Below are 21,896 nucleotides of genomic sequence, written 5' to 3'. Positions count from 1 at the left end.
TCCCTTGCCGCGCAATCTTTCCCGGCCCCGCATTTGGCGGTAACTTTACTTTCCGCTTCGGACCCTAACGGCCCGGGGCCAGCTTGCCCATGCCCGTATTCTCGCACCTACACTGCCATACCCAATATTCCCTGCTCGACGGCCAGGCCAGCATCAGCGCCCTGATGAAAAAGGCCCAGGCCGACGGCATGCCCGCCGTGGCCCTAACCGACCACGGCAACATGTTCGGGGCCTTCAACTTCGTGGCCGAAGCCAATAAGTACAACGTGAAGCCCATCGTGGGCTGCGAGTTCTACTTAGTGGAAGACCGGCACAAGAAAAGCTTCAGCCGGGAAAAAGGCGAGCGGGACGTGCGCCACCACCAGCTCTTGCTGGCCAAGGACCAGGCCGGCTACCAGAATCTGGCCAAGCTCTGCTCCATGAGCTTCATCGAGGGCGTGTACTCCAAGTATCCGCGTATCGACAAGGAGCTGCTGCTCCAGTACCACGAAGGGCTGATTGCCACTTCGTGCTGCATCGGGGCCGAAATTCCGCAGGCGCTGCTGTGGAAAACCGAGGAGGAAGCCGAGAAGCAGCTCAAGTGGTGGCTCGACGTGTTCGGCGACGATTACTACATCGAAATCCAGCGCCACGGCATCGAGAACATCGACAACACCGGCAAAAGCCAGGAAGATTTGAACCAAGTGCTGCTGCGCTGGGCCCAGAAGTACAACGTCAAGGTGATTTGCACCAACGACTCGCACTACGTGAATCAGGAGGACTTTGCCCCCCACGATTTGCTGCTGTGCGTGAACACCGGCGAAGAGCACAGCATCCCGGTCGGCGACTTCCAGACCAAGTACTTCCGCCTGGTGTCGGGCGAAAACAAGGTCCTCTACGACCACCTCGACAACCTGCGCCCCCTGGCCGCCTCCGACGACCAGGTGCGGCGCCAGCTCATGCGCATCGACGAGGAAGCCCAGATGCCCAAGCCCCGGGCCCGCTTCGGCTTTCCCAACGACCAGTTCTTCTTCAAGAGCCAGGAGCAGATGAACCAGCTGTTCCACGACGTGCCGGAGAGCGTGGACAACACCAACGAAATCGTCGATAAAATCACGCCGCCCAAGCTGGCGCGTGACATTCTGTTGCCCAACTTCCCCATTCCCCCGGTTTTTGCCAACGCCGACGAGTTTCTGCGCGAGCTGACCTACGTGGGGGCCTTTGGGCCGAGTGCCGGCAAGGGCGTCGTGACGATGACCAAGCCGCCCCGCTACTCCGAGCGCACGCCCGAAATCGAGGAGCGCCTGGATTACGAGCTGCGCATTATCCAGACGATGGGCTTCGCCGGCTACTTCCTTATCACCCAGGACTTTATCAACAAGGGCCGCGAAATGGGCGTGGCCGTGGGGCCGGGCCGGGGCTCGGCGGCCGGCTCGGCGGTGGCCTACTGCGTGGGTATCACCAACATCGACCCGATTAAGTATAGCCTGCTGTTCGAGCGTTTCCTCAACCCGGAACGCGTGTCGATGCCCGATATCGACATCGACTTCGACGACGTGAACCGCCAGCGCGTCATCGACTACGTGGTGGATAAGTACGGCAAAACCCAGGTGGCCCAGATCATCACCTTCGGTACGATGGCCGCCAAGTCCAGCATCAAGGACGTGGCCCGGGCTATGGAGCTGCCCCTGCCCCAGACCAACGAGCTGGCCAAGATGGTGCCCGAGAAGCCCGGTACCACTCTGGCCGGGGCCTTCGCCGAAAACGCCGAGCTCGACTATATCGTCCGCGACATGGCCCCCGACAACCTGCGGGGCCACATTCTGCGCCTGGCCCACAAGCTGGAAGGCTCGGTGCGCAACACGGGCATCCACGCGGCCGGCGTCATCATCGCCCCCGACGACATCACCAAGTACATCCCGGTTTCGACCTCCAAGGACTCGGACCTGCTCATCACCCAGTTCGACGGCAAGGTGATTGAGAGTGCCGGGATGCTGAAGATGGACTTCCTGGGGCTGAAGACGCTGACCATCATCGTCGATGCCCTGGAGTTGATCAAGAAAAACCACGGCGTCGACATCAACATCGACGACATCCCGCTCGACGACCCCAAAACCTACGAGCTCTACCAGCGCGGCGACACGATTGGCACGTTCCAGTTCGAGTCGGAGGGCATGCGCATGTACCTCAAGGACCTCAAGCCCACCAACATCGAGGACCTGATTGCCATGAACGCCTTGTACCGCCCCGGCCCGATGCAGTTCATTCCGAACTTCATCAACCGCAAGCACGGGCGCGAGGTGGTTGAGTACCCGCACGAGCTGCTGGAGCCCATTCTGAACTACTCCCAGGGCATCATGGTGTACCAGGAGCAGATCATGCAGGCCGCCCAGATTCTGGCCGGCTACTCCCTCGGCGGCGCCGACCTCTTGCGCCGGGCCATGGGGAAAAAGGACATGAAGAAGATGGCGCAGGAGCGGGAGAAATTCTGCAAGGGCGCGGCCGAGCTGCACGGCATCAAGGAAAAGAAGGCCAACGAGGTGTTCGACGTGATGGAGAAGTTTGCGGCCTACGGCTTCAACCGCTCCCACTCCGCCGCCTACTCGGTGGTGGCCTACCAGACCGGTTACCTGAAGGCCAACTACCCGGCCGAGTACATGGCCGCCGTGCTGACCAACAACATGTCGGACATCAAGAAGGTGACCTTCTTTATCGAGGAAGCCCGCCGCCAGGGCGTGGCCGTACTCGGGCCCGACGTGAACGAATCCATCCTCAAGTTCAACGTCAACGAAAAGGGCCAGATCCGCTTCGGCATGGCCGCCGTGAAGGGCGCGGGCGAGGCCGCCATTGAAAGCATCGTGGCGGAGCGCGACAAAAAGGGCCCGTACACCGATATTTTCGACTTCTCCAAGCGCGTCAACCTACGGGCCGTCAACAAGAAGACGTTCGAAAGCCTGGCTTTGTCGGGCGCCTTCGATTCGTTTGAGCGTTACCACCGCCGTCAGTTCGTGGAAGCGCCCGGCGGCGACCAGAACCTGATTGATAAGGCCGTGAAGATGGGCCAGCAGTACCAGGCCGACCAGGATTCGGCCCAGCAGAGCCTGTTTGGCGGCGGGGCCTTCGGGGCCGTGGCTATGCCCCTGCCCAAGGTGGCCGACATGGAGCCCTGGCCCGCTACGGAGCAGCTGCGCCGCGAAAAGGAAGTGGTAGGCTTCTACCTCTCGGGCCACCCGCTCGACGACTTCAAGCTCGAAATTGACTCGTACTGCACCTGCGGGCTGGACAAGGTGGAGAGCTACAAAAACCGCGAAGTCACGGTGGCCGGGCTGATTTCGAACGTCATGTTCAAAACCACCAAGACCGGGCAGCCCTTCGTTTCCTTCAGCGTGGAAGACTACGAGTCGAGCCTGAACCTGGCGCTTTTCCGCGACGACTACACCCGGTTTTCGGCCCTGATTAACCCCCGCAACTACGACAAGGAGCAGGTGCCACCCATGTACATCCGCGGCAAGTACGCCCAGCGCTTCCGCGACTCCGACCAGTTCGAGTTCAAGATCCTGACCATGGAGCCCCTGTTCAACGTGGCCGAGAAGCTGGCCAACGGCGTGCGGGTGCAGCTCGACCTGCGCACCATCACCGAGCCCTTCATGGACCGGTTTATGGAAGCCGTGGAAGGCTGCGCGGGCTCCAAGAAGCTCGAAATCAAGTTTGCCGAGCCCCACGAGCACCTCACCGTGGATACCTATTCGCGGCGCTACCGCATCGAGCCCAAGGAGTTTATCCGCAAGATGCGGGCTATGGAAATCGAGGCCTGCCAGCTGATATAGGCGGCCGGCGGGGCCACCAGCGCGGGCCAGGTACGCCGACGGGCGCAAACTGCGCGGGCCGCCGGGCTTGCCGGCGAGAAACTATGACAAGCTGGCCGGATGAAACTTTCCGGCGCAAGTCTTGTTGAACTCGCAATCTGCTACCTTGCGGCCCCAAGTTTCGTAAGAAGCATTTTCACTGTCACACAAACCCCCTATTATCATGGGACATAAAGCCATCGAAATTACCGATGCTAACTTCGACCAGATCATCAACTCCGACAAACCCGTGCTCGTGGATTTCTGGGCCGAGTGGTGCGGTCCGTGCCGCATGGTCGGTCCGGTAGTTGAAGAACTGGCCGGTGAATACGAAGGCCGCGCCGTGATTGGCAAAGTTGACGTCGATTCTAACCCCCAGACCTCGGCTAAGTTTGGCATCCGCAGCATCCCGACGCTGCTCGTGTTCAAGAACGGCCAGATCGTCGACAAGCAAGTTGGTGCCGTGCCCAAGCACGTACTGGCCCAAAAGCTTGATGCCCAGGTAACGGCTTAAACTGTTTCGGCAGTCACTACCATAGAAAAAGCCCCGCTTTCCTCGGAAAGTGGGGCTTTTTCGTGCGCGCCAGACTGGCTGGCAACGCTAGAAGCTCTCATCGGGGTTGCCGGCCCGCGCCTCGGTCGGGGGCGTCTGGGTGGCTTTCACGCCGCCAAACAGCTTGAAGTTGGGAGCAAACATAATGGGCAGCGTGTAGGTCATGGCCGTGGGCACGTTGTACTCGCGGCCCGGCCGGAAGGCCGGCAGCGCGGCCACCACGCGCCGGGCTTCGATGTCGACCTCCGGGGCCAGGCCGCGCACCACGCGCACCTGGCTCACCCGCCCGTCTTCGCCCACCGTGTACGACACGTACACCTTGCCGGTAATGTTCTTGCGGCGGGCTGCTTTCGAGTACACGGTATTGCGGGCCAGGTACTGCATCAGGGCCGCCTGGCCACCGGGAAACTCGGCCGACTGCCGCCGGCGCGGGGCCCCGGCGTACAGCTCTCCGTCGAGGTTAAAAAACTTCAGGTTGGTACTGCGCCCGTTGTCGAGCTTCTCGATGGCGCTGAGCTGGCCCGTATCGTAGTAATAGCGCCACTCGCCGTGGGGGCGGCTGGCCACGTAGGTGCCTTCGGAGCGCTTCTGCCCGTTGCGGTGCACACTGATCCACTTGCCGACACGCTGCCCATCGGCGTACTCGCCCCGCTGGCTTACTTTGCCATCCTCGTACCACGACACGTACACGCCGTTGGCCTCGTCGTTGTGGTAGTGTACCTGGCCGGCCTTGTTGCCATTGGGATGGTACCAGGTAAAGAGCCCGTGGCGCACTGAGGGCTCCAAGCCGGTGAGGGTGCCGCGCAGCAGCAGGGTGCCATTCAGGGCGTAGTCGCGCATGGCGTAGCCGCTTTCCCCCTTTTTGCGGTCCACGATGCGGTAGTGCGTGGCGCTATCAGGTACGGTTTCTTCGTCCCGGGCATTCAGGTAGACGGCGGGCAGGCTTTGGGCCCGGACGACAGGAGCGCAGGCCGTAGCCGCTAAAAATGCAAAGAGAAGCGCTTTCATAGACTCCCGGATAAAAATCAGTGAAGGAAAGATACCTACTTACTCGCTGATAGCCAAGTACCGGGATACCAGTCATTCTCTCAACTATTGTACTCCGGCACGGCTCCTGTCTATACTGCGGAAAGCGGCGCACGGTTTCCAGGAAAAATACAGAATTACCCGCCGATAAGCACTTTCCCGTGACGGGTAACTGGTTCGGGCTTATGCGCACAAAAGGGCAGCCCGCCGGAAAGCTTTCCGGCAGGCTGCCCTTCGGTCAGGCGCACGCGGCGGCCCTTACTGGAGCTGGATAGCGCGGTTCAGGTTTTCTTCCAGCGAAATCAGCGTTTCGGTCCGCTCAATGCCCTCAATGAGCTGCACCCGGTCGTGGAGCACGTCGCGCAGGTGCTGCGTGTCGCGGCACACCAGGCGGGCAAACACGCCGTAGGCGCCGGTAGTAAAATGGATGCTGACCACTTCCGGAATCTCGCGCAGCTGTTCTACCACGCTGGCATACACCGAGCTTTTCAGCAGGTAAATCCCCAGAAAAGCGCTGACGCCGTAGCCCAGCTTCTGATAATCTATCTTTAGCGTAGCACCCTTCACGATGCCTAGCTCCTCGAGACGGGCCATGCGCACGTGCACAGTGCCGCCCGAAACATGCACTTTGCGGGCAATTTCGGTGTAGGGGATTTTGGCGTCTTCAATCAGAAGAGACAATATTTTGCGGTCGGTGTCGTCAAGTTCGTAATTACGGGCCATTTTTCAGCGGGTTGATTGCCTATTTCGCAAACATTGGTGGTTATTAATAAAAAGTATGTAAATATTATGCCATATACCTGTCATTATTTTATTTATTCAATCCAAATACTAAATTTGTTACAATCCAACGCAGACGGTGTTGGCATCTTGTAGGATGATGAAACTGGCAGACATGCCCTCCTCTCTCGGGGGTGGTGAATTGGGAGAAACTGGTCCGGCGGCCGGCTAACTACACCGTGGAGGTTCGAACCCTTCTTCTACAGCTGATTGGTTGGATAATGTGAGGAGGGAAAAACCGGGACGTATCTGGGTGGGTGCGTCCTCATTCAAGAGGCTGCATCTGGGTGGGTGCAGCCTTTTCTGTGTTTAACAGGCTGCTACAGAAGCATTCAGTTCGGCGCTTGCGTACTCCAATCGGGTGCAAAGAAAACTAAAAAACCCTACAAAGTAGTAGCCCGGCCATAAAAACCCCAGTGCGCAGTCGCTGCGGGAGGTAATATCCGGCCGGGCCTATCCTTAAAGCACCACGGCCCAACGAATAAGCTTCGGTGGGCCGTGGCTAGCTTTCCGTGCGCGGTACCTGGCGCGCGCAAGAAACGCCCCCCAGGCACCGCGACGCCGTTTTGGCGCCACAGTTAGCGCTTGGCAACGGGCTGGTGGTAGCGGGCCAACCCAGTTTCCAGGAACTGAATAAACTTGTTCACGTCCGACTCGTAGGCCACGGCCGAAGTCAGCAGCACCGGCTTTTCGAGGGTGCTGGCCGGGTCGAGCAGCACGTAGTACGGCTGGGCATTCATGTTGAAGCGGCTGATCTGAAAGTCCAGATTTTGTTCCCCCAGCGTTTTCTTGACCCGCTGGTCGCGGGTGGAAGTGTACCACTGGCTGGCGGGCAGCTCCGTTTTATCGTCGGCATAGAGAGCCACGAGGATGAAGTCGTTCTGCAGGTGTTTCAGCACGCGGGGGTCGCTCCACACCGAGGCTTCCATCACGCGACAATTGCCACAGTTGTGGCCCGTGAAGTCGACGAAGATGGGCTTGTTTTGCTGCCGGGCGCACACCAGAGCCTCCTGCAGCGTGAAATAGCCGTCCAGGTTGTGGGGCAGCTCCAGCTTATCGGCGAAGCGCGGGGTAGAGCACAGGGCCGAGCCGGGCGCAGTTCCGGCCGTTGAGCCGCTGGTTTGCCAGGCAAAATCCTGGCGGGTAGCGGGCGGGGCCAGGGCCGATAACCCGTTGAGCGGGGCGCCAAACAAGCCGGGCACCATATACAGCATAAAGGACAGGGCCACGGCGGCCAGCAGCAGGTGCGGTACGCTTACGCGGGTAGTCTCGCTGTCGTGGGGCAGGCGGATCTTGCCCAGCAGGTACATGCCCAGCAGGCCGGCCAGCACAATCCAGATGGCCAGGAACACCGGCCGGGGCAACAGGCCCCAATGGTACGACAAATCGGCGGAGCTCAGGAACTTGAAGGCCATGCCCAGCTCCACGAAGCCCAGCACCACCTTCAGGGTGTTGAGCCAGCCGCCGGAGCGCGGCATCGACTTCAGCCAGGTGGGGAACAGGGCAAACAGCACGAAGGGCAGCGCGAAGGCCGTGGAGAAGGCCAGCATGCCCAGCGTGGGGCGCAGCAGCTCGCCGTTGGCCGCCGCAATGGCCACCGAGCCCACGATGGGCACGGTGCACGAAAACGACACCAGCACCAGCGTGGCCGCCATGAAGAACAGCCCCGACCAGCCGCCTTTGTCAGCCTGCGCGTCGACTTTGTTCACCAGGCTGCTCGGCGCGTTGATTTCGAACATGCCCAGAAACGACATGCCGAACACCAGAAAAATTACGAAGGACAGCAGATTGGGTAGCCAGTGCGAGCTGATAACGTTGGCCGCATCGGCCCCGAACAGCAGGCTGAGCACCACCCCGACCCCGGTGTAGATGCTGATAATGGACAGGCCGTAGACGAGGGCCTTACTGATGGCCTCGCCCCGGCTGCGGCTGTTGCTGGTGAAGTAGGATACCGTCATGGGCAGCATCGGGTACACGCAGGGCATGAGCACGGCCACCAAACCGGCCCCGAAGGCCAGCAGCAGGTATTTCCACAGGCTCAGGCCCGTACCGGCCGGCTGATTGGATGCCCCGGCAGCCAGCGTAGCACCCGTTTCCGAGGTAGTGGCGGCGGTTACGGTTGCGGTGGTGCCGGCCGGGCGGGCGGCGGTGTCAGCGGAAGCTACGGCTACGGGAGCGGCAGTATCGGGAGTGGCAGCGGCGGGCAAGGCGGCAGTGGCTGGAGCGGCGGCAGCGCCGGGCTCGGGAGTAGCGGCGGGCACCACGGCGCCGGTGGCCGGGCTGGCCGCGGCGGGGGCGGCCGCCGGGCCCGTTACTTCAATGGGGCCGAAGCTCAGCGTCTCGTTGCCGGGAATGCAGCGGCCGTCTACGTCGGTGCAGCTCTGGTACTCCACGTCGGCCTTGATGGTGAGCGGACCGGGCTGCAACACCCGGATGCGCTGCCGGATCTGGCCGGTTTTTTCGAAGTAGGTGACGTCGCCTTTAAACACGTCGTCAAACTTCTTTTTGGCCCCTACCGACTTGGGCTTGCCCACCAGCGCGTAGCCGGGGCTCTTGGCGAAAGTGAAGGCGAATACCGTGGGCCCCAGGTCGGGGTCGAAGTCGGTGGCGTAGAGGTGCCAGGTATTCTCGATACGGGCGTTGACGATGACGTCCAGCTCCTCGCCTACCTTGGCCGTGGGCTGACTGAGGGCAGTGCTGAGCTTGGCCGGGGTAAGCACCTGCGCCGTGGCATTGCCCACCAATAGAAGCAAAAGCCAGAGCGGCAGCACTAGTTTTTTAAGAAAAAGCATGAAGCAGAATTAGAGCAACGACGACGTTGGAGAATAAACAAAGTACGGCAGGAAGTGTCACAATCTTATTATCAGGGCTGCTTACCGGGCCCGGAAGCCGGTCTGAATACCCATATACGGCCCGCCCCGGAGCCCGAATAGAAACTGAGCCGGAACCGCTTGGACAGAAACTCGTACTTTTGTGGTACCAAGGGAGCTGGGCCGCGTGAGCCCGACCCCCGGATCTATGGCCTTAAATATCCTTCTTACCGTTCTGCTGGTATTGCTGAACGGCTTTTTTGTGGCAGCAGAGTTTGCCTTCGTCAAAGTTCGAGTCTCCCAGATCGACATAAAAGCGCAGAGCGGCAACCGGCTGGCCAAGCTCGTGCAGAGCATGCTGCACGATTTGAACTTCTACCTCTCGGCCACCCAGCTCGGCATTACGCTGGCCTCCCTGGCCCTGGGTTGGATCGGGGAAAGCGTGGTGGCGGAAATCGTGATGGCCATTATCGACCAGTTTGGCATTACGATGACGCCCACCGTGGTGCACCAGATTTCGCTGGTCACCTCGTTTTCCATCATCACCATTCTGCACATCGTGCTCGGCGAGCAGGCCCCCAAAGTGCTGGCCATTCAGAAGCCGGAAACCACTACGATAGCCATTGCCGTGCCGCTGTGGGCCTTCGCCAAGATTACCTACCCCTTCATCGTGCTGCTCAACACGCTGTCGAACATGGTGGCCGGGCTCTTTGGCGGGCAGGTAACGCACGGCCCCGAGGCCCACTCGGCCGACGAGCTGCGCCTGCTGCTGGACCAAAGCAAGCAGAGCGGGGAAATCCAGGATTCGGAGCACGAGCTGATCGAGAACGTGTTTCAGTTCAACGACCGGATGGTGAAGCAGATTATGGTGCCCCGCACCAAGCTCTCGGCCATCGACGTGGACACGCCCCAGGACAGCATCCTGGAAATCGTGTACAATGAGGGCTATTCGCGCATCCCGGTGTTCGAAGACAACATCGACAACATCGTGGGCGTGCTCTACGTGAAGGATCTGCTGCAAATCATCCGGCGCAACGAGCCCATCGTGCTGTCGAAGATCATGCGGCCGGCCTACTTCGTGCCCGAAACCAAGAAAATCAACCGCCTGCTGCGCCAGTTTCAGCGCAAGCACACGCACATGGCCATCGTCTCGGACGAGTTTGGCGGCGTCAGCGGCATCGTTACCATCGAGGACATTATGGAGGAGCTGGTCGGCGAAATCCAGGACGAGTACGACAACGAGGTGCCGGTGGTGGAGAAGGTTTCGGAAACCGACTACCGCGTGAACACCGCCACTCCCATTTCCGACGCCAACGAGTACCTGCCCTTCCCCCTGCCCGAGGGCGACGACTACGAAACGGTGGGCGGCTTGCTCAACGTCATCTACGGCAACATTCCGGAAGTCGGCGACGTGGCCGTGCTCGACAACTACGAGTTTCGGGTGCTGAAACGCTCCCGCCGGGCCGTGGAGCTGGTGCAGCTGCGCGTGACCACCCGCGAGGAGCGCGAAACCACCGACGAGGCCCTGAGCCTGTAATTGCCCAAAGCTACCCAACGCAAAAGGCCCGACTGCTGAGCAGCCGGGCCTTTTGCATTACGTGCCGGCAGGCTTCATTCCGGCCGTAGCCAGCTGGCGTAGAGCACGTAGTTGTCGGCCGTGCGGGCCAGGTTGGCGCGCTGCTCCTCCGTGACGGGCTTGATTTTGCGGGCCGGTACCCCAGCGTAGAGGTAGCCGGGCTCACACTGCGTGTTTTCCAGCACCACGGCTCCGGCCGCCACGATGCAACCCTGCCCCACCACCGCGTTGTCCATCACGATGGCGCCCATGCCGATGAGCACGTCGTCCTGGATGGTGCAGCCGTGCACAATGGCTTTGTGCCCGATACTGACCCGGGAGCCCACGGTGGTAGCGGCTTTCTGGTAAGTGCAGTGCAGCACCGCTCCATCCTGAATGTTGGTTTTGTCGCCAATCCGGATGCGGTTGACGTCGCCGCGAATAACGGCGTTAAACCACACGGTGCAGTCGGCCCCCAGCTCCACGTCGCCGATGATGGTGGCATTGTCGGCCACAAAGCAATTGGCGCCCAGCATGGGCAAAATACCGTGAACGGGCAGAATCAGAGCAGGCATGTGGTGAGATGGTGAAGTGGTGAAATAGTGAGGTGGTGAACTGGTGAGTTGTTGTTCAAGCTGCGCCATTGGCGCAACACGCGCCACCGGAACGAAAAACTCACCATCTCACCACTTCACCATCTCACCTGGTGAGCATACGTTTCCAGGTGCCTTTTTGCACGTTGTACTTTAGGGTGCTGGGCAGGGCCTGCCAGAAGTACTTGTTGATTTCGACGGCGAAGCTAGGCTGCATGTAGCAGTTGATGGTGCAGCCCTCGCACTGCGGCAGGCGGCCTTCCAGGGCAATCATGCGGCCGACTTCGGGCGAGTGGTACAGGTCGTGCAGCCGGCCCTCAATGGGAAACTTCTGCTCGCCCAGGTGGTAACAGGGCACCACCAGCTCGTTGCTGGGCGAAATAACCAGTGTGGTGCTGGCGGCCCGGCACACGGGCGCGGCCACGTGGTTGCCGCCATCCTTGCGCAGCTGAATAAAGGCCTCGTTGAGGTACACGCCCCGCTTTTTGCCGAAAGCCGAGAGGTAGTCCAGCTCGGCGGAACTCAGCTGCTCCCCGGTTTCCACGCTGTTGTACTCGAAGGCGGGGTTGATGATGAGCATCAGCCCATTGGGCTGGGCAATATCCCGGTACACGGCCTCCAGATCGGGCAGGTTTTCGCGGAACACGGTGAAAAGAATATCCGGCCGCTCACCCAGCTCCTTGGCCACCCGGATGCTTTCCAGCACGAAGTCGTAGCAGGCCACGCCGCGGCCTTTGTCGTGCACCTCCTTCTCGGAGGCGTCGAGCGAGAAGTGCAGCATATCGACCTTACCCCGCAGCTTTTCGGCGTATTTCGGGTACAGCAGGCAGTTCGTGGTCAGGGTCGTGATAAAGCCCATATCGTGCGCCAGACCCACAAACTCGTGAATCTGCCGGTGCAGCAGCGGCTCGCCGCCCGTGAAATCGACCACGCTCACGCCCAGCCGCTTCAGGTCGCGCAGGTTCTGCTCCACGTCGGCCAGCTGAATGTAGGGCGAAGGTTTCTCCCAGATGTCGCAGAACGAGCAGCGCGCGTTGCACCGGTAAGTAACGTAGTAATTGCACAGGACCGGATGACGAACTAGACGCATAGTGAGGCTAAAGGTACGCAGGAGTCGGCTGGGTGCCGACCTGGCAAGCAGTGGCTGGTAACCGCATGCAACCAATTCTGTTCAGCCTGGCTCTTCTCTCCACACCTTCCATATCTATGCACCCGCCCATGAAAGTATCTACACTGTGTTTTGTTGCTGCGCTTACTAGTGTTGGCCTTGGTGCCTGCAACAAGGAAAAGGTCGAACAAAGCGGCGAATTTGACCAAAGCACTATCCTTTTCGGCTCGTTCTACGGTGAGTGCGCCGGGGAAAATTGCGTTGAAATCTACAAGCTCGATACGAAGGCCCAAATGCTGCAGGAAGATACCCAAGACACCTACCCCAGCAGCAGCGCCCCCTACAGCGGCACGTTCGTCGCCCGCAGCCCGGCCGATTACACGCTGGTGAAAGACTTGATTCAACAAGTACCCGCCGATCTGCTGCGGGAGAAAAGCACCGTCATTGGCTCTCCGGACGCCGGCGACTGGGGCGGGTATTACGTGGAAGTAACCCAGGCTGGGCAGCGCCGCTTCTGGCTGATCGACACCCAAAAGCGCAACCTGCCCGCTTATCTGCACGCTTTCGTGGATACGCTGGAAGTGCGCCTCGATAAGCTGCAATAGTGGCTAGTGCTGCAACTCCCCACGAGCCACGTTCCACTGCGTGGGTGTGGCCGCCAGCGCCTCTTCGGTAGCTGGCCCGTAGTGTTCCAGGTAATAGTTGCAGATGCCTTTCAGCGGGCAATTGGGGCAGTCGGGCTTGGCGAAAAAGCAAATGTGCTGGCCGAGCCAGTAGTTGTGCTTGTGAAAGTTGAGCAGCACCAGCGCATCCGGCGGCAGCTGGCTCAGCAGCACCTGGTGCGCCTTTTCCACCGACACCTTGGGTCCGATCATGCCCACGCGCTGGGCCACGCGGTGCACGTGCGTATCGACGGGCAACACTGGCTTCTGATAGTTGAACAGCAACACCAAAGAAGCCGTTTTGAGGCCGATGCCGGGCATGTCCGTCAGCCAAGCCAAACCCTTCTCCAAAGGCCAGTCCGCCAGAAAATCCAGCGTAAAGGCGCCCTGCTCGGCTTTGATGCGGCGCAGAATCTCCTGAATCCGCGGGGCCTGGGTGTCGGGCCAGCGCGTCGTCCGGATGGCGTGGGCCAGCGCGTTGGTCGGCGCGGCCAGCACTCCGTCCCAGTCGCCGAAGGCCTCCAGCATCCGGTCGTAGGCCAGTTCCTCATCACGGTGCGTAGTGCGGTGCGAAAGCAGCGTGCTGATCAGCTCCCGCATCGGCGTGCGGCGCGGCGCGGGGTCGAGCGGGCCAAAAAACTCGTTCAGGATAACGTGGTCCTGCCAGGTCTTGTCGGCGGGGGCCAGGGAATAGGCGTCGGTCATGGTAGCTTGTACCCGGGCTCACCGGGTCAGGTTACAAGCCCGGCCATTAATCGGCGCTCAATTCCTCTCACCGAACAGGCACAAAAAAAGGCGGTACCCGTGGGCACCGCCTTTTTGGAAAGGAAGCGGGAAGCTTAGATCTGGCCTTTCTCGGCCGCTTTCTTCAGCTTTTCGTTGGCGAAGATGGCAACCTCCACGCGGCGGTTAGCAATCCGGCCAGCTTCGGTCGAGTTGTCGGCTACCGGCTGCTTCGAGCCGTAGCCCGTTACCGTGAAGCGCGAAGCGTCTACCCCTTGCTGCTGGGCGTAGTTGGCCACGGCCTGGGCCCGGCGCTGCGACAGAGGGTCGTTGATGGCGTCCGAACCGCTGGTATCGGTGTGGCCTTCCACGATGACGTTGGTGTCGTTGTACTTGATGAGGGTTTTAGCCAGCTCCATGATGTTGTCCTGGGCCGTCGAGGTCAGGGCAGCCGAGTTCTTGGCAAACAACAGGCCCGAATCGAAGGTGATTTTGATGCCTTCACCTACCCGCTCTACACGAGCACCGGCCATTTCCTTTTTCAGCTCGGCAGCCTGCTTGTCCATCCGACGGCCAATCAGGGCCCCGGCACCGCCACCAACGGCGGCACCAATGATGGCGCCTTTGGCCGTACCCGACTTACCGCCGATTACGCGGCCCAATACGGCACCACCGGCCGCGCCACCCAAACCACCGATGATAGCGCCTTTAGCCGTTTTGCTCCAAGGCTTCTTTTCCGTGGTAGTCGTCTGTGCCTGGGCATAATTAGTGCCCAGCAGCAGCACTGCCAGCATCATTGCGAAATACGAACGAAGGGTTTTCATTGTCTTGTGGTTTTTGTGTTTTTGTTGTGCTGTAAATATGCAGAGTTTTTCATTTTCAGCTGCCGCACCGCACATTTACTGTGCGACTAACTGGGTGTTGCCTGGCAATTTGCAACCACCTTGCCAAACTGTAGGTGACGGGCAAAAAATCTGTCGAAACCCACTTTTTGGCCTAAAAATCACCTTTCTAAAGACATTTATTTTTCTAGCAAACGACTATACCACCGCTTTTATTGCCGCTGAATAGTCCTTGCTTGTTGCCGTACAGATCATACGGCTTTACTTTTCTGCGCTTTATCTTTTTCTATTATTTTTCATGTCAAGCCGGAGAGAAATGAGTTGCCGTTTTAGTTTAACCAGCTGATTCAAAAACAGCTTGCTTCTCCAGGCTTCCTAATTAAACGTGCTTATTACCAGACACCGGAACATAAAAAAAGGCCGCACAGAAAATGTGCGGCCTTTCCTATTTAAGCTATTGAGCCTGAAGCTTACAGGGTGCCGTTTTCAGCAGCCTTCTTCATTTTCTCGTTGGCGAAGATGGCAATTTCTACGCGGCGGTTAGCCTGCTTGCCTTCAACCGTGGTGTTGTCGGCCACGGGCTGCGACGAGCCATAGCCTTTGGTCGTGATGCGCGAAGCATCGACGCCCTGGGCGGTGGTGTAGTTGGCCACGGCCTGGGCCCGGCGCTCCGACAGAGGCTGGTTGATGGCGTCCGAACCGGAGTTGTCGGTGTGGCCCTCTACAATAACGTTGGTGTCGGGGTACTTTTTCAGTACCTCCGCCATTTTCTGGATTTCGCTCTGGGAAGCAGCGCGCAGGTCCGATTTGTTGGTATCGAAGAGGATGCCCGAGTCGAAGGTGATTTTGATACCCTCGCCCACCCGCTCGACGCGGGCGTTTTTCATGTCGCGCTGCAGCTCTTCGGCCTGCTTATCCATTTTACGGCCAATCAGGGCGCCACCCGTGCCGCCCACGGCAGCACCAATGATAGCCCCGGCCGCCGTACCCGACTTACCACCGATTACGCGGCCCAGGACGGCACCAGCCGCAGCGCCGGCACCAGCGCCAATGAGGCCACCTTTGGCCGTTTTGCTCATGCCGGTTTTGCGGGCACCGGTTCCGTTATTGGTCGACAGGTCGGGCTGGCTGGCGGGCTGCGACGAGGCGCAAGAGCCCAGGAACATGGTCAGAGCCATGAAAAGCGCCAGAAGGGATTTGGGAGATTTCATCAGAGAAGAATTGGTGGAAAAGAAAAAGAGCGGTTTTGCTTACGGTCCGGATGTGCTTACTTGACTTCTTGGCAAAATGTTCGCCAAATATAGGCGGCTGGCTATACCCAGCTCAACCACAGGTGAAAATTTAATGCCAGGAAATTCAAAAGCCCGTTTAGTGCGCCGAACACGCACTAAACGGGCTTTTTCCAAAAAGCTTGCCGAAAACTTGGCCGGGCTTAGCGCAGCGTCGGCTGGGGCTGAGGCACAGCTACTTCTGCGGGGCGCAGCATGGTGAGCAAATCGGTGAGGCGCTGCTTGAGCTGCTTACGGTCCACGATGAAATCCAGGAAGCCATGCTCCAGTACAAACTCGGAGCTCTGGAAATCCTTGGGCAGGTCCTTGCCGATGGTTTCCTTGATAACCCGGGGACCGGCAAAGCCGATCAGGGCGCCGGGCTCGGCAATATTGAAGTCGCCGAGCATGGCGAAGGAGGCCGTTACGCCGCCCGTGGTCGGGTCGGTCAGCATCGAAATGTAGGGAATACCGGCTTCGGAAAGCAGGGCCAGCTTGGCCGAGGTCTTGGCCATCTGCATCAGCGAGTAGCCGGCTTCCATCATGCGCGCCCCGCCCGACTTGGAAATCATCAGGAACGGGATGCGGTGCTGGCGGGCGTAGTCGATGGCGCGGGCAATCTTCTCGCCGACCACCGAGCCCATCGAGCCCCCGATAAATTTGAAGTCCATGCAGGCTACCACCAGCTCCAGGCCGTTGAGCTGGCCGTGGGCCGTGCGCACGGCGTCTTTCAGGCCGCTGCTTTTCTGGGTGGCGGCCAGGCGCTGCGGATACGCTTTGGTATCGACGAAGTGCAGCGGGTCGCCGGAAGTCAGGTTCTCGTCCAGCTCCACGAACTGGTTGTGGTCGAACAGGATTTCGAAGTACTCGGCCGAGTCGACCCGGTCGTGGTGGTTGCACTTGGCGCAGGTGTACAGCAGCCGCTTGTGCTCGGCCATGCTGGCCACCGTTTTACACTCGGGGCACTTATACCACAGGCCGTCGGGCGTCTCCTTCTTCTGCTCCGTCGGGGTGACGATGCCTTTCTCTACGCGCTTAAACCAAGACATTGTTATTAGTAAGAAGTTAGAAGCTGCAAGGTAAAACGAGGAAAGGCGGGCAACCCGGATCCGGATCTACTTTCAGCACAGGTGTGGTTTGCAAAGGTAAGGCAGCCGCCGCATACATTGCTACGCCCGGGCAGCCGACTTAGCGGGCTTTTACGCAAGCGTGATGGATTGGTCGAGATACACGTCCTGAATGGCGTTGAGCAGCGCCACGCCCTCGGCAAAAGGCCGCTGAAACGCCTTGCGGCCCGAAATCAGGCCCTGGCCCCCGGCGCGCTTGTTGATGATGGCCGTGCGCACGGCTTCGGCCTGGTCGGTGGCACCCCTGCTTTCCCCGCCCGAGTTGATCAGGCCGATGCGGCCCATGTAGCAGTTGGCCACCTGGTAGCGCGTCAGGTCGATGGGGTTGTCGGAGGCAAGCGTGTCGTACATGGCCGGGAAGGTCTTGCCGAACTTCAGGGCCGCGAAGCCGCCGTTGTTTTCGGGCAGCTTCTGCTTGATGATGTCGGCCTGAATGGTCACGCCCAGGTGGTTGGCCTGCCCGGTGAGGTCGGCGGCCACGTGGTAGTCTTTGTCGGCCGTTTTGAAGGCGTTGTTGCGGGTGTAGCACCACAGCACCGTGGCCATGCCCAGCTCGTGGGCCCGCTCGAAAGCCTGGCTGACTTCGATGATCTGGCGGTTGGATTCCTCGGAGCCGAAGTAGATGGTGGCGCCGATGGCCGCCGCGCCCAGGTTCCAGGCTTCTTCCACCGAGCCAAACAGGATCTGGTCGAACTTGTTGGGGTAGGTCAGCAGCTCGTTGTGGTTGATTTTGACCAGAAACGGAATCTTGTGGGCGTAGCGGCGGGCCACCGTGCCAAAGGTGCCGAAAGTGGTAGCCACGGCGTTGCAGCCGCCTTCCACGGCCAGCCGGATGATGTTTTCGGGGTCGAAGTACATCGGGTTGGGCCCGAACGAGGAGCCGGCCGTGTGCTCGATGCCCTGGTCGACGGGCAGGATGCTCAGGTAGCCGGTGCCGGCCAGGCGGCCGTGGTTGTAGAGCTGCCCGAGGCTACGCAGCACCTGCGGCGGGCGGCTACTGGGCACAAAGCAACGGTCCAGAAAGTCGGGGCCGGGCGAGTGCAGCAGGTCTTTGCTGATGGTTTTGCATTCGTGCTGGAGCAGTGCCTCGGTTTCGGCACTCAAGGAGGTAAGAGAAGCCATGGGTGGACGTTGGGGTGGGAGGAGGATGCAGGTAAGCGTGGACAAATATAGACCGAAAATCAAACCCCGGCGGGCCGCGGCTGGCAGATCCGGGCTGGCCTCGCTACCTTGCTCCGGGGAAGTGGACCCGTTCCAAATCCGCTTCCCGCCAGTGCTTCTCTAAGATACTACCTGCGTGAAAAAATCCTCTTCCCTGCTCCTGGCCGCGGCCATCGTGGCGGCGTCTACCCTGCCCGGCTGCGTGGCTTCCAAGAAATACGACGACCTGCGGGCCCGCCAGCAGGCTACCGAACAAGGCAAAGCCGAAGCTGAGCGCCAGCAGCGCCAGGCCGTGGCCGAGCTGAAAAAAACCACCGACGAGCTGACCGAAATGCGCCTGACCAACAAGCGCCTCTCGGAAGACTCGGCCCAGACCGGCAACGCCCTGCGCCGCACCCGCTCCCTCTACACCCAGCTCACCGACAGCTACGACAAGCTGCTCAAAAACAGCGACCGGGCCATGGCTGATAAGTCGGCCGACTACAACAAGGTGGCCAAGGACCTGGCGCGCCGCGAAGCCGAGCTGGGCGAGCTGGATACCAACCTGCGCCGCAGCAAGGCCGACATCGACAAGCTGAATGCCGACCTGAAAGTGCGCGAAGCCAAGCTGGCCGAGCTGACCCAGGCCCTAGCCGACAAGGACAAGGCCGTGAACGACCTGCGGGCCAGCGTGAGCAACGCCCTACGCGGCTTCCAGGGCACCGATTTGCAGGTGAAGATGAAGGACGGCAAGGTGTACGTGTCGTTGTCGGAGCAACTGCTGTTTAAGTCGGGCTCGACCAAAGTGGACCCCAAAGGCCAGGAGGCGCTGAAGCAGCTGGCCGCCGTGCTCAAAAACCAGCCCGACGTGAACGTGGTGGTGGAAGGCCACACCGACAACGTGCCCTTCAGCCGCCCCACGGCCGCCATGCAGGACAACTGGGATTTGAGCGTGCTGCGGGCCACCGAAATTGCCCGCCTGATTACGGCCGGCGGCGTCGAGCCCCAGCGGATTACGGCCTCGGGCCGCAGCCAGTACATTCCGGTGGCCCAAAACGACTCGCCCCAGAACAAGGCCCTGAACCGCCGCACCGAAATTATCCTGACGCCCAAGCTCAACGAGCTGCTCAAGATTCTGGACTCCAACTCTACTACCTCGACTTCGGGCAAATAACCTCAGCGTCAGTTGGTTTTAGCGGAGCAAAGCAGTATTTTAAGTGCATAAAATAGGACAAGGCAGCTAGCGGGCTGCCTTGTTTTTTGTCGCCCAGCTTATCCTTTTACCTGTAACCGACTTTCTATGCTCAACCGATTATTGTTCTGCCTCTTGCTGCTCAGCCTGCCTGGCTTAGGCAGCCTACCGGTGCAGGCCAGCCACATTCTGGGCGGCGACCTGACCTATACCTACATCGGGACCAGCACCAGCCCCAATGCCTACAAGGTGACGGCCCGACTGTACCGGGAGTACACGCTTACGCCGGTCAACTTTGGCAATGAAATTACGCTGTCGGTGGGCCTAAACGGCTGCCCCGGGGCTACCACTGGCAGCTTCACTGCGCTCCTGCAGCGCGTCTCAACCGTCACGACCACGCCGTTGGGCTGCGTCGGCGACTTTAGCTACGAGAATATCGTGTTTGAAGGCACCGTGCTGCTGCCGCCGGGCCAGTGGACGATGAGCGTGAATGAGGAAAACCGCACCGGAGGCACGCGCAATGTGGTAGACTCCGGGATGTACGGCTTCCACCTGGAAGCCCAGCTGAATAACGCCAGCGGCCTACGAAACAACTCTCCCAAGTTTACTTCCTTCACGCTGCCGTACCTGTGCGGCAACCAGTCGCACCGCTACAGCTTCAGCACCTTCGAAGCCGATGGCGACTCGCTGGTGTACCAATCGGTGCCGCCCCAACGGCGGACCTCCTACGTCAACCCGTGCCCAATTCCGCTGCCGTACGTCAGCTACTCCGCCGGCCAGTTTCAGGACCCGGCCAGCGGGCAAACCGTTACCTATCCGGCCCGCACCTACTCGGCGGCCAATCCGCTGTTCTCGTTCCTGGTTGGGGGCGGGGTGGGCACGCCTTACTTTGGGCTGAACGCCGCCACGGGCGAACTGGTGGCCCGGCCGATTCTGAAGGAAACCGGCCCCTTCGTGGTGGCCGTGCGCGTCGATGAGTTTCGGAAGCTGAACGGCAGCTGGACCAAAATCGGCAGCGTGCTACGGGACGTCGTCTACTCGGTATTCAACGGCAGCGGCAACCGTAACCCCGTGCTCAGTAGTCTCTCCATCGGCAGCAGCCCCGCGCCCTTCCCGCTCGATTTGCCCATCGACGTAGCCACCGGCGAGCTGATTTCGCTGAACCTGACGGCCACCGACCCCGACGCCGGGCAAACGGTGCGCCTGAGCAGCGACGTGGCCAGCGTGATACCCGGCGCTTCTTTCCAGCCGACGGGCCCGAACCAGGGCCGCTTGACCTGGAGCGTACCCACCTCCCTGCCTTCCGGACTGTATTCGTTTACCGTGACGCTGGCCGACAACGGCTGCCCGCTCAACGGCACGGAGGTCCGGACCGTTATCTTCCGGGTAAGCCGCATCGTGCTGGGTACCACCCCGGGGCGGCAGCCCGTGGTGTTGGCGGCCTTCCCCGTGCCCTTCCACGACCGGGTGCAGTTTCAGCTGGCCGCCGGTTTCAGTGGGCCCGTGGTGGTTTCGGATGAGCTGGGCCGCCCGGTAGCCCGGCTCACCAGCCGGCCCGATGGCCTAGTGGTGTGGCAGCCGGACGCCCAGGTGCCAGCCGGCCTCTATTTTGCCCGCAGCGCCGACGGCCGGCAGGTAGCCCGCCTGCTTCGCTCCGACCAGCCGTAAGCCTGCCTGAAACCTCTGCGGCCCCACACAGCGCCAGACTCAGCCGAGTCTGGCGCTTTTCGTTTGCCCGGCGCGTTCAGCCCGGCGTTTGATCAGCGCGCCGCAAGGTTTGTCCCGGGAATAGTGGTATTGGTGTAATAAAATTCCGGGCCGCTGTGCTGGGCCCTACCTATGCTCCCAGTTACCGCAGGCACTGGCCAACTACACTGCGCCAGCGTCGCCTCGCCCCGTCTTCCCCACTTTTTCTCCTTATTCTCTAACCCATTTTCACTACCCGTATGCTCCGCAAACAACTACTCCGCTCTTTCCTGGTTGCCGCTGCCCTGGTGGGCGCTTCTTCTGCCGCCCATGCGCAGCAGGAGCAGAAAACGTACGCCGATGGCTCGCTGAACTCCCTGGGCATTGGCTCGGCCTTTTCCTACAACCTGTGGAGCTCGTCCTACATTGGCTTCAACCTGAGCAAGCAGAACTACTGGACCAGCGACTGGAAAAGCTTTTCGGATGGCGGCAACAACGGCGGCTCAGCGGTGGTAGGTGGCATTACCGGCTCGATGATGTTCCTGACGCTGCCCACGGCTAATGCCTCGGGCGGCGCGCAGACGATTACCGACGTGAACATGCCCAATCTGGTACGCATGACGCTGCACCCCGACGGCCGCCTACAGATTGGCAACAAACGCTCAGCTGGCACCCACCTCGATGCCAAGCTCTCGGTGTACGGCAAGGTTACGGCCACCTCGCTCTACATCCTGGCCGACAACCCTTCGAACTGGGCGGACTACGTGTTTGAGAAAGAGTACAAACTTACCTCCCTGCCCGAGCTGGAGGCCTACGTGCAGAAAAACAAGCACCTGCCCGAAGTTCCGACCACGGCCGACGTAACGGCCAACGGAGCCAACCTGGGCGAGATGAACGTACTGCTGCTCAAGAAAGTAGAAGAACTCACCCTGCACCTGATCGACCTCAACAAGCAAGTACAGCAACTCAAAGCCGAACAGACCACCGGCAAGTAACCCCAAGGCTCT

17 protein-coding genes are annotated in these 21,896 nt (G+C 60.3%); 7 read left to right on the top strand and 10 right to left on the bottom strand.

Annotation, left to right across the window (positions count from 1 at the left end; translation table 11 throughout):
• Window positions 1-89 precede the first annotated feature (89 nt).
• A complete protein-coding gene (dnaE, locus tag E5K00_RS18085; protein WP_135464678.1) occupies window positions 90-3,806 on the top strand; it encodes a DNA polymerase III subunit alpha in 3,717 nt (1,238 codons plus the stop codon).
• A gap of 202 nt (window positions 3,807-4,008) precedes the next feature.
• Window positions 4,009-4,338 (top strand): thioredoxin, encoded by a 330-nt coding sequence (gene trxA, locus E5K00_RS18080; RefSeq protein WP_135464677.1) that lies wholly within the window; start codon window positions 4,009-4,011, stop codon window positions 4,336-4,338.
• A gap of 87 nt (window positions 4,339-4,425) precedes the next feature.
• Here trxA and E5K00_RS18075 read toward each other — a convergent pair whose 3' ends face one another.
• The 3 genes from E5K00_RS18075 to E5K00_RS18065 all read right to left on the bottom strand — a co-directional run bounded on the left by E5K00_RS18075 (window position 4,426) and on the right by E5K00_RS18065 (window position 8,975).
• Window positions 4,426-5,385, bottom strand: a complete 960-nt coding sequence (locus E5K00_RS18075; RefSeq protein WP_135464676.1) for an energy transducer TonB — start codon at window positions 5,383-5,385, stop codon at window positions 4,426-4,428.
• Between the two features lie 276 nt (window positions 5,386-5,661).
• Window positions 5,662-6,126: an AsnC family transcriptional regulator gene (locus E5K00_RS18070; RefSeq protein WP_135464675.1), complete on the bottom strand. Its 465-nt coding sequence runs from the start codon at window positions 6,124-6,126 to the stop codon at window positions 5,662-5,664.
• 635 nt (window positions 6,127-6,761) lie between these two features.
• Window positions 6,762-8,975, bottom strand: coding sequence for a protein-disulfide reductase DsbD family protein (locus tag E5K00_RS18065; protein ID WP_135464674.1), 2,214 nt, complete (start codon window positions 8,973-8,975; stop codon window positions 6,762-6,764).
• Window positions 8,976-9,201: 226 nt separating this feature from the next.
• Between E5K00_RS18065 and E5K00_RS18060 the strand changes: the two genes are divergently transcribed.
• Window positions 9,202-10,530, top strand: coding sequence for a hemolysin family protein (locus E5K00_RS18060; protein ID WP_135464673.1), 1,329 nt, complete (start codon window positions 9,202-9,204; stop codon window positions 10,528-10,530).
• A 74-nt stretch (window positions 10,531-10,604) separates the two neighbouring features.
• On the opposite strand, the gene E5K00_RS18055 is transcribed toward E5K00_RS18060, so the two are convergent.
• Window positions 10,605-11,123, bottom strand: a complete 519-nt coding sequence (locus E5K00_RS18055; protein WP_135464672.1) for a gamma carbonic anhydrase family protein — start codon at window positions 11,121-11,123, stop codon at window positions 10,605-10,607.
• A gap of 124 nt (window positions 11,124-11,247) precedes the next feature.
• Window positions 11,248-12,231 carry a radical SAM protein gene (locus tag E5K00_RS18050; protein WP_135464671.1) on the bottom strand — a complete coding sequence of 328 codons (984 nt, stop codon included), beginning with the start codon at window positions 12,229-12,231 and terminating at the stop codon, window positions 11,248-11,250.
• 311 nt (window positions 12,232-12,542) lie between these two features.
• Here E5K00_RS18050 and E5K00_RS18045 point away from each other — a divergent pair, with 311 nt between their 5' ends.
• Window positions 12,543-12,854, top strand: coding sequence for a hypothetical protein (locus E5K00_RS18045; protein WP_135464670.1), 312 nt, complete (start codon window positions 12,543-12,545; stop codon window positions 12,852-12,854).
• A gap of 3 nt (window positions 12,855-12,857) precedes the next feature.
• Here E5K00_RS18045 and E5K00_RS18040 read toward each other — a convergent pair whose 3' ends face one another.
• From E5K00_RS18040 to E5K00_RS18020, 5 genes are all read right to left on the bottom strand, one after another.
• On the bottom strand, window positions 12,858-13,616 hold the full coding sequence (locus tag E5K00_RS18040) for an endonuclease III domain-containing protein (RefSeq protein ID WP_135464669.1): 759 nt from the start codon (window positions 13,614-13,616) through the stop codon (window positions 12,858-12,860).
• 134 nt (window positions 13,617-13,750) lie between these two features.
• Window positions 13,751-14,458 carry an OmpA family protein gene (locus E5K00_RS18035; protein ID WP_135464668.1) on the bottom strand — a complete coding sequence of 236 codons (708 nt, stop codon included), beginning with the start codon at window positions 14,456-14,458 and terminating at the stop codon, window positions 13,751-13,753.
• Window positions 14,459-14,946: 488 nt separating this feature from the next.
• Window positions 14,947-15,687: an OmpA family protein gene (locus E5K00_RS18030; RefSeq protein ID WP_245328338.1), complete on the bottom strand. Its 741-nt coding sequence runs from the start codon at window positions 15,685-15,687 to the stop codon at window positions 14,947-14,949.
• 221 nt (window positions 15,688-15,908) lie between these two features.
• Entirely contained in the window at window positions 15,909-16,793 is an 885-nt protein-coding gene (gene accD, locus E5K00_RS18025) for an acetyl-CoA carboxylase, carboxyltransferase subunit beta (RefSeq protein WP_135464667.1), read from the bottom strand.
• A 150-nt stretch (window positions 16,794-16,943) separates the two neighbouring features.
• Window positions 16,944-17,993: a class I fructose-bisphosphate aldolase gene (locus E5K00_RS18020; RefSeq protein ID WP_135464666.1), complete on the bottom strand. Its 1,050-nt coding sequence runs from the start codon at window positions 17,991-17,993 to the stop codon at window positions 16,944-16,946.
• 175 nt (window positions 17,994-18,168) lie between these two features.
• Between E5K00_RS18020 and E5K00_RS18015 the strand changes: the two genes are divergently transcribed.
• The 3 genes from E5K00_RS18015 (at window position 18,169) to E5K00_RS18005 (ending at window position 21,884) form a co-directional block, all read left to right on the top strand.
• Window positions 18,169-19,185: an OmpA/MotB family protein gene (locus tag E5K00_RS18015; RefSeq protein ID WP_245328337.1), complete on the top strand. Its 1,017-nt coding sequence runs from the start codon at window positions 18,169-18,171 to the stop codon at window positions 19,183-19,185.
• Window positions 19,186-19,311: 126 nt separating this feature from the next.
• Complete coding sequence (locus E5K00_RS18010) at window positions 19,312-20,871, top strand: hypothetical protein (protein ID WP_135464665.1); 1,560 nt, start codon at window positions 19,312-19,314, stop codon at window positions 20,869-20,871.
• 278 nt (window positions 20,872-21,149) lie between these two features.
• Window positions 21,150-21,884 (top strand): hypothetical protein, encoded by a 735-nt coding sequence (locus tag E5K00_RS18005; protein ID WP_135464664.1) that lies wholly within the window; start codon window positions 21,150-21,152, stop codon window positions 21,882-21,884.
• Window positions 21,885-21,896 lie beyond the last annotated feature (12 nt).

The organism is Hymenobacter aquaticus, assembly GCF_004765605.1.
Classification (GTDB): Bacteria; Bacteroidota; Bacteroidia; order Cytophagales; family Hymenobacteraceae; genus Hymenobacter; species Hymenobacter aquaticus.
Note: the sequence above shows the minus strand (reverse complement) of the source record. Positions and strands in the feature narration are given on the sequence as shown.

Coding starts and splice junctions, on each gene's coding strand:
- E5K00_RS18005 (WP_135464664.1), top strand. CDS start 21,150: ATGCTCCGCAAACAACTACTCCGCTCTTTCCTGGTTGCCGCTGCCCTG.
- dnaE (WP_135464678.1), top strand. CDS start 90: ATGCCCGTATTCTCGCACCTACACTGCCATACCCAATATTCCCTGCTC.
- E5K00_RS18035 (WP_135464668.1), bottom strand. CDS start 14,458: ATGAAAACCCTTCGTTCGTATTTCGCAATGATGCTGGCAGTGCTGCTG.
- E5K00_RS18040 (WP_135464669.1), bottom strand. CDS start 13,616: ATGACCGACGCCTATTCCCTGGCCCCCGCCGACAAGACCTGGCAGGAC.
- accD (WP_135464667.1), bottom strand. CDS start 16,793: ATGTCTTGGTTTAAGCGCGTAGAGAAAGGCATCGTCACCCCGACGGAG.
- E5K00_RS18055 (WP_135464672.1), bottom strand. CDS start 11,123: ATGCCTGCTCTGATTCTGCCCGTTCACGGTATTTTGCCCATGCTGGGC.
- E5K00_RS18030 (WP_245328338.1), bottom strand. CDS start 15,687: ATGAAATCTCCCAAATCCCTTCTGGCGCTTTTCATGGCTCTGACCATG.
- E5K00_RS18020 (WP_135464666.1), bottom strand. CDS start 17,993: ATGGCTTCTCTTACCTCCTTGAGTGCCGAAACCGAGGCACTGCTCCAG.
- trxA (WP_135464677.1), top strand. CDS start 4,009: ATGGGACATAAAGCCATCGAAATTACCGATGCTAACTTCGACCAGATC.
- E5K00_RS18070 (WP_135464675.1), bottom strand. CDS start 6,126: ATGGCCCGTAATTACGAACTTGACGACACCGACCGCAAAATATTGTCT.
- E5K00_RS18065 (WP_135464674.1), bottom strand. CDS start 8,975: ATGCTTTTTCTTAAAAAACTAGTGCTGCCGCTCTGGCTTTTGCTTCTA.
- E5K00_RS18060 (WP_135464673.1), top strand. CDS start 9,202: ATGGCCTTAAATATCCTTCTTACCGTTCTGCTGGTATTGCTGAACGGC.
- E5K00_RS18010 (WP_135464665.1), top strand. CDS start 19,312: ATGCTCAACCGATTATTGTTCTGCCTCTTGCTGCTCAGCCTGCCTGGC.
- E5K00_RS18050 (WP_135464671.1), bottom strand. CDS start 12,231: ATGCGTCTAGTTCGTCATCCGGTCCTGTGCAATTACTACGTTACTTAC.
- E5K00_RS18075 (WP_135464676.1), bottom strand. CDS start 5,385: ATGAAAGCGCTTCTCTTTGCATTTTTAGCGGCTACGGCCTGCGCTCCT.
- E5K00_RS18045 (WP_135464670.1), top strand. CDS start 12,543: ATGCTGCAGGAAGATACCCAAGACACCTACCCCAGCAGCAGCGCCCCC.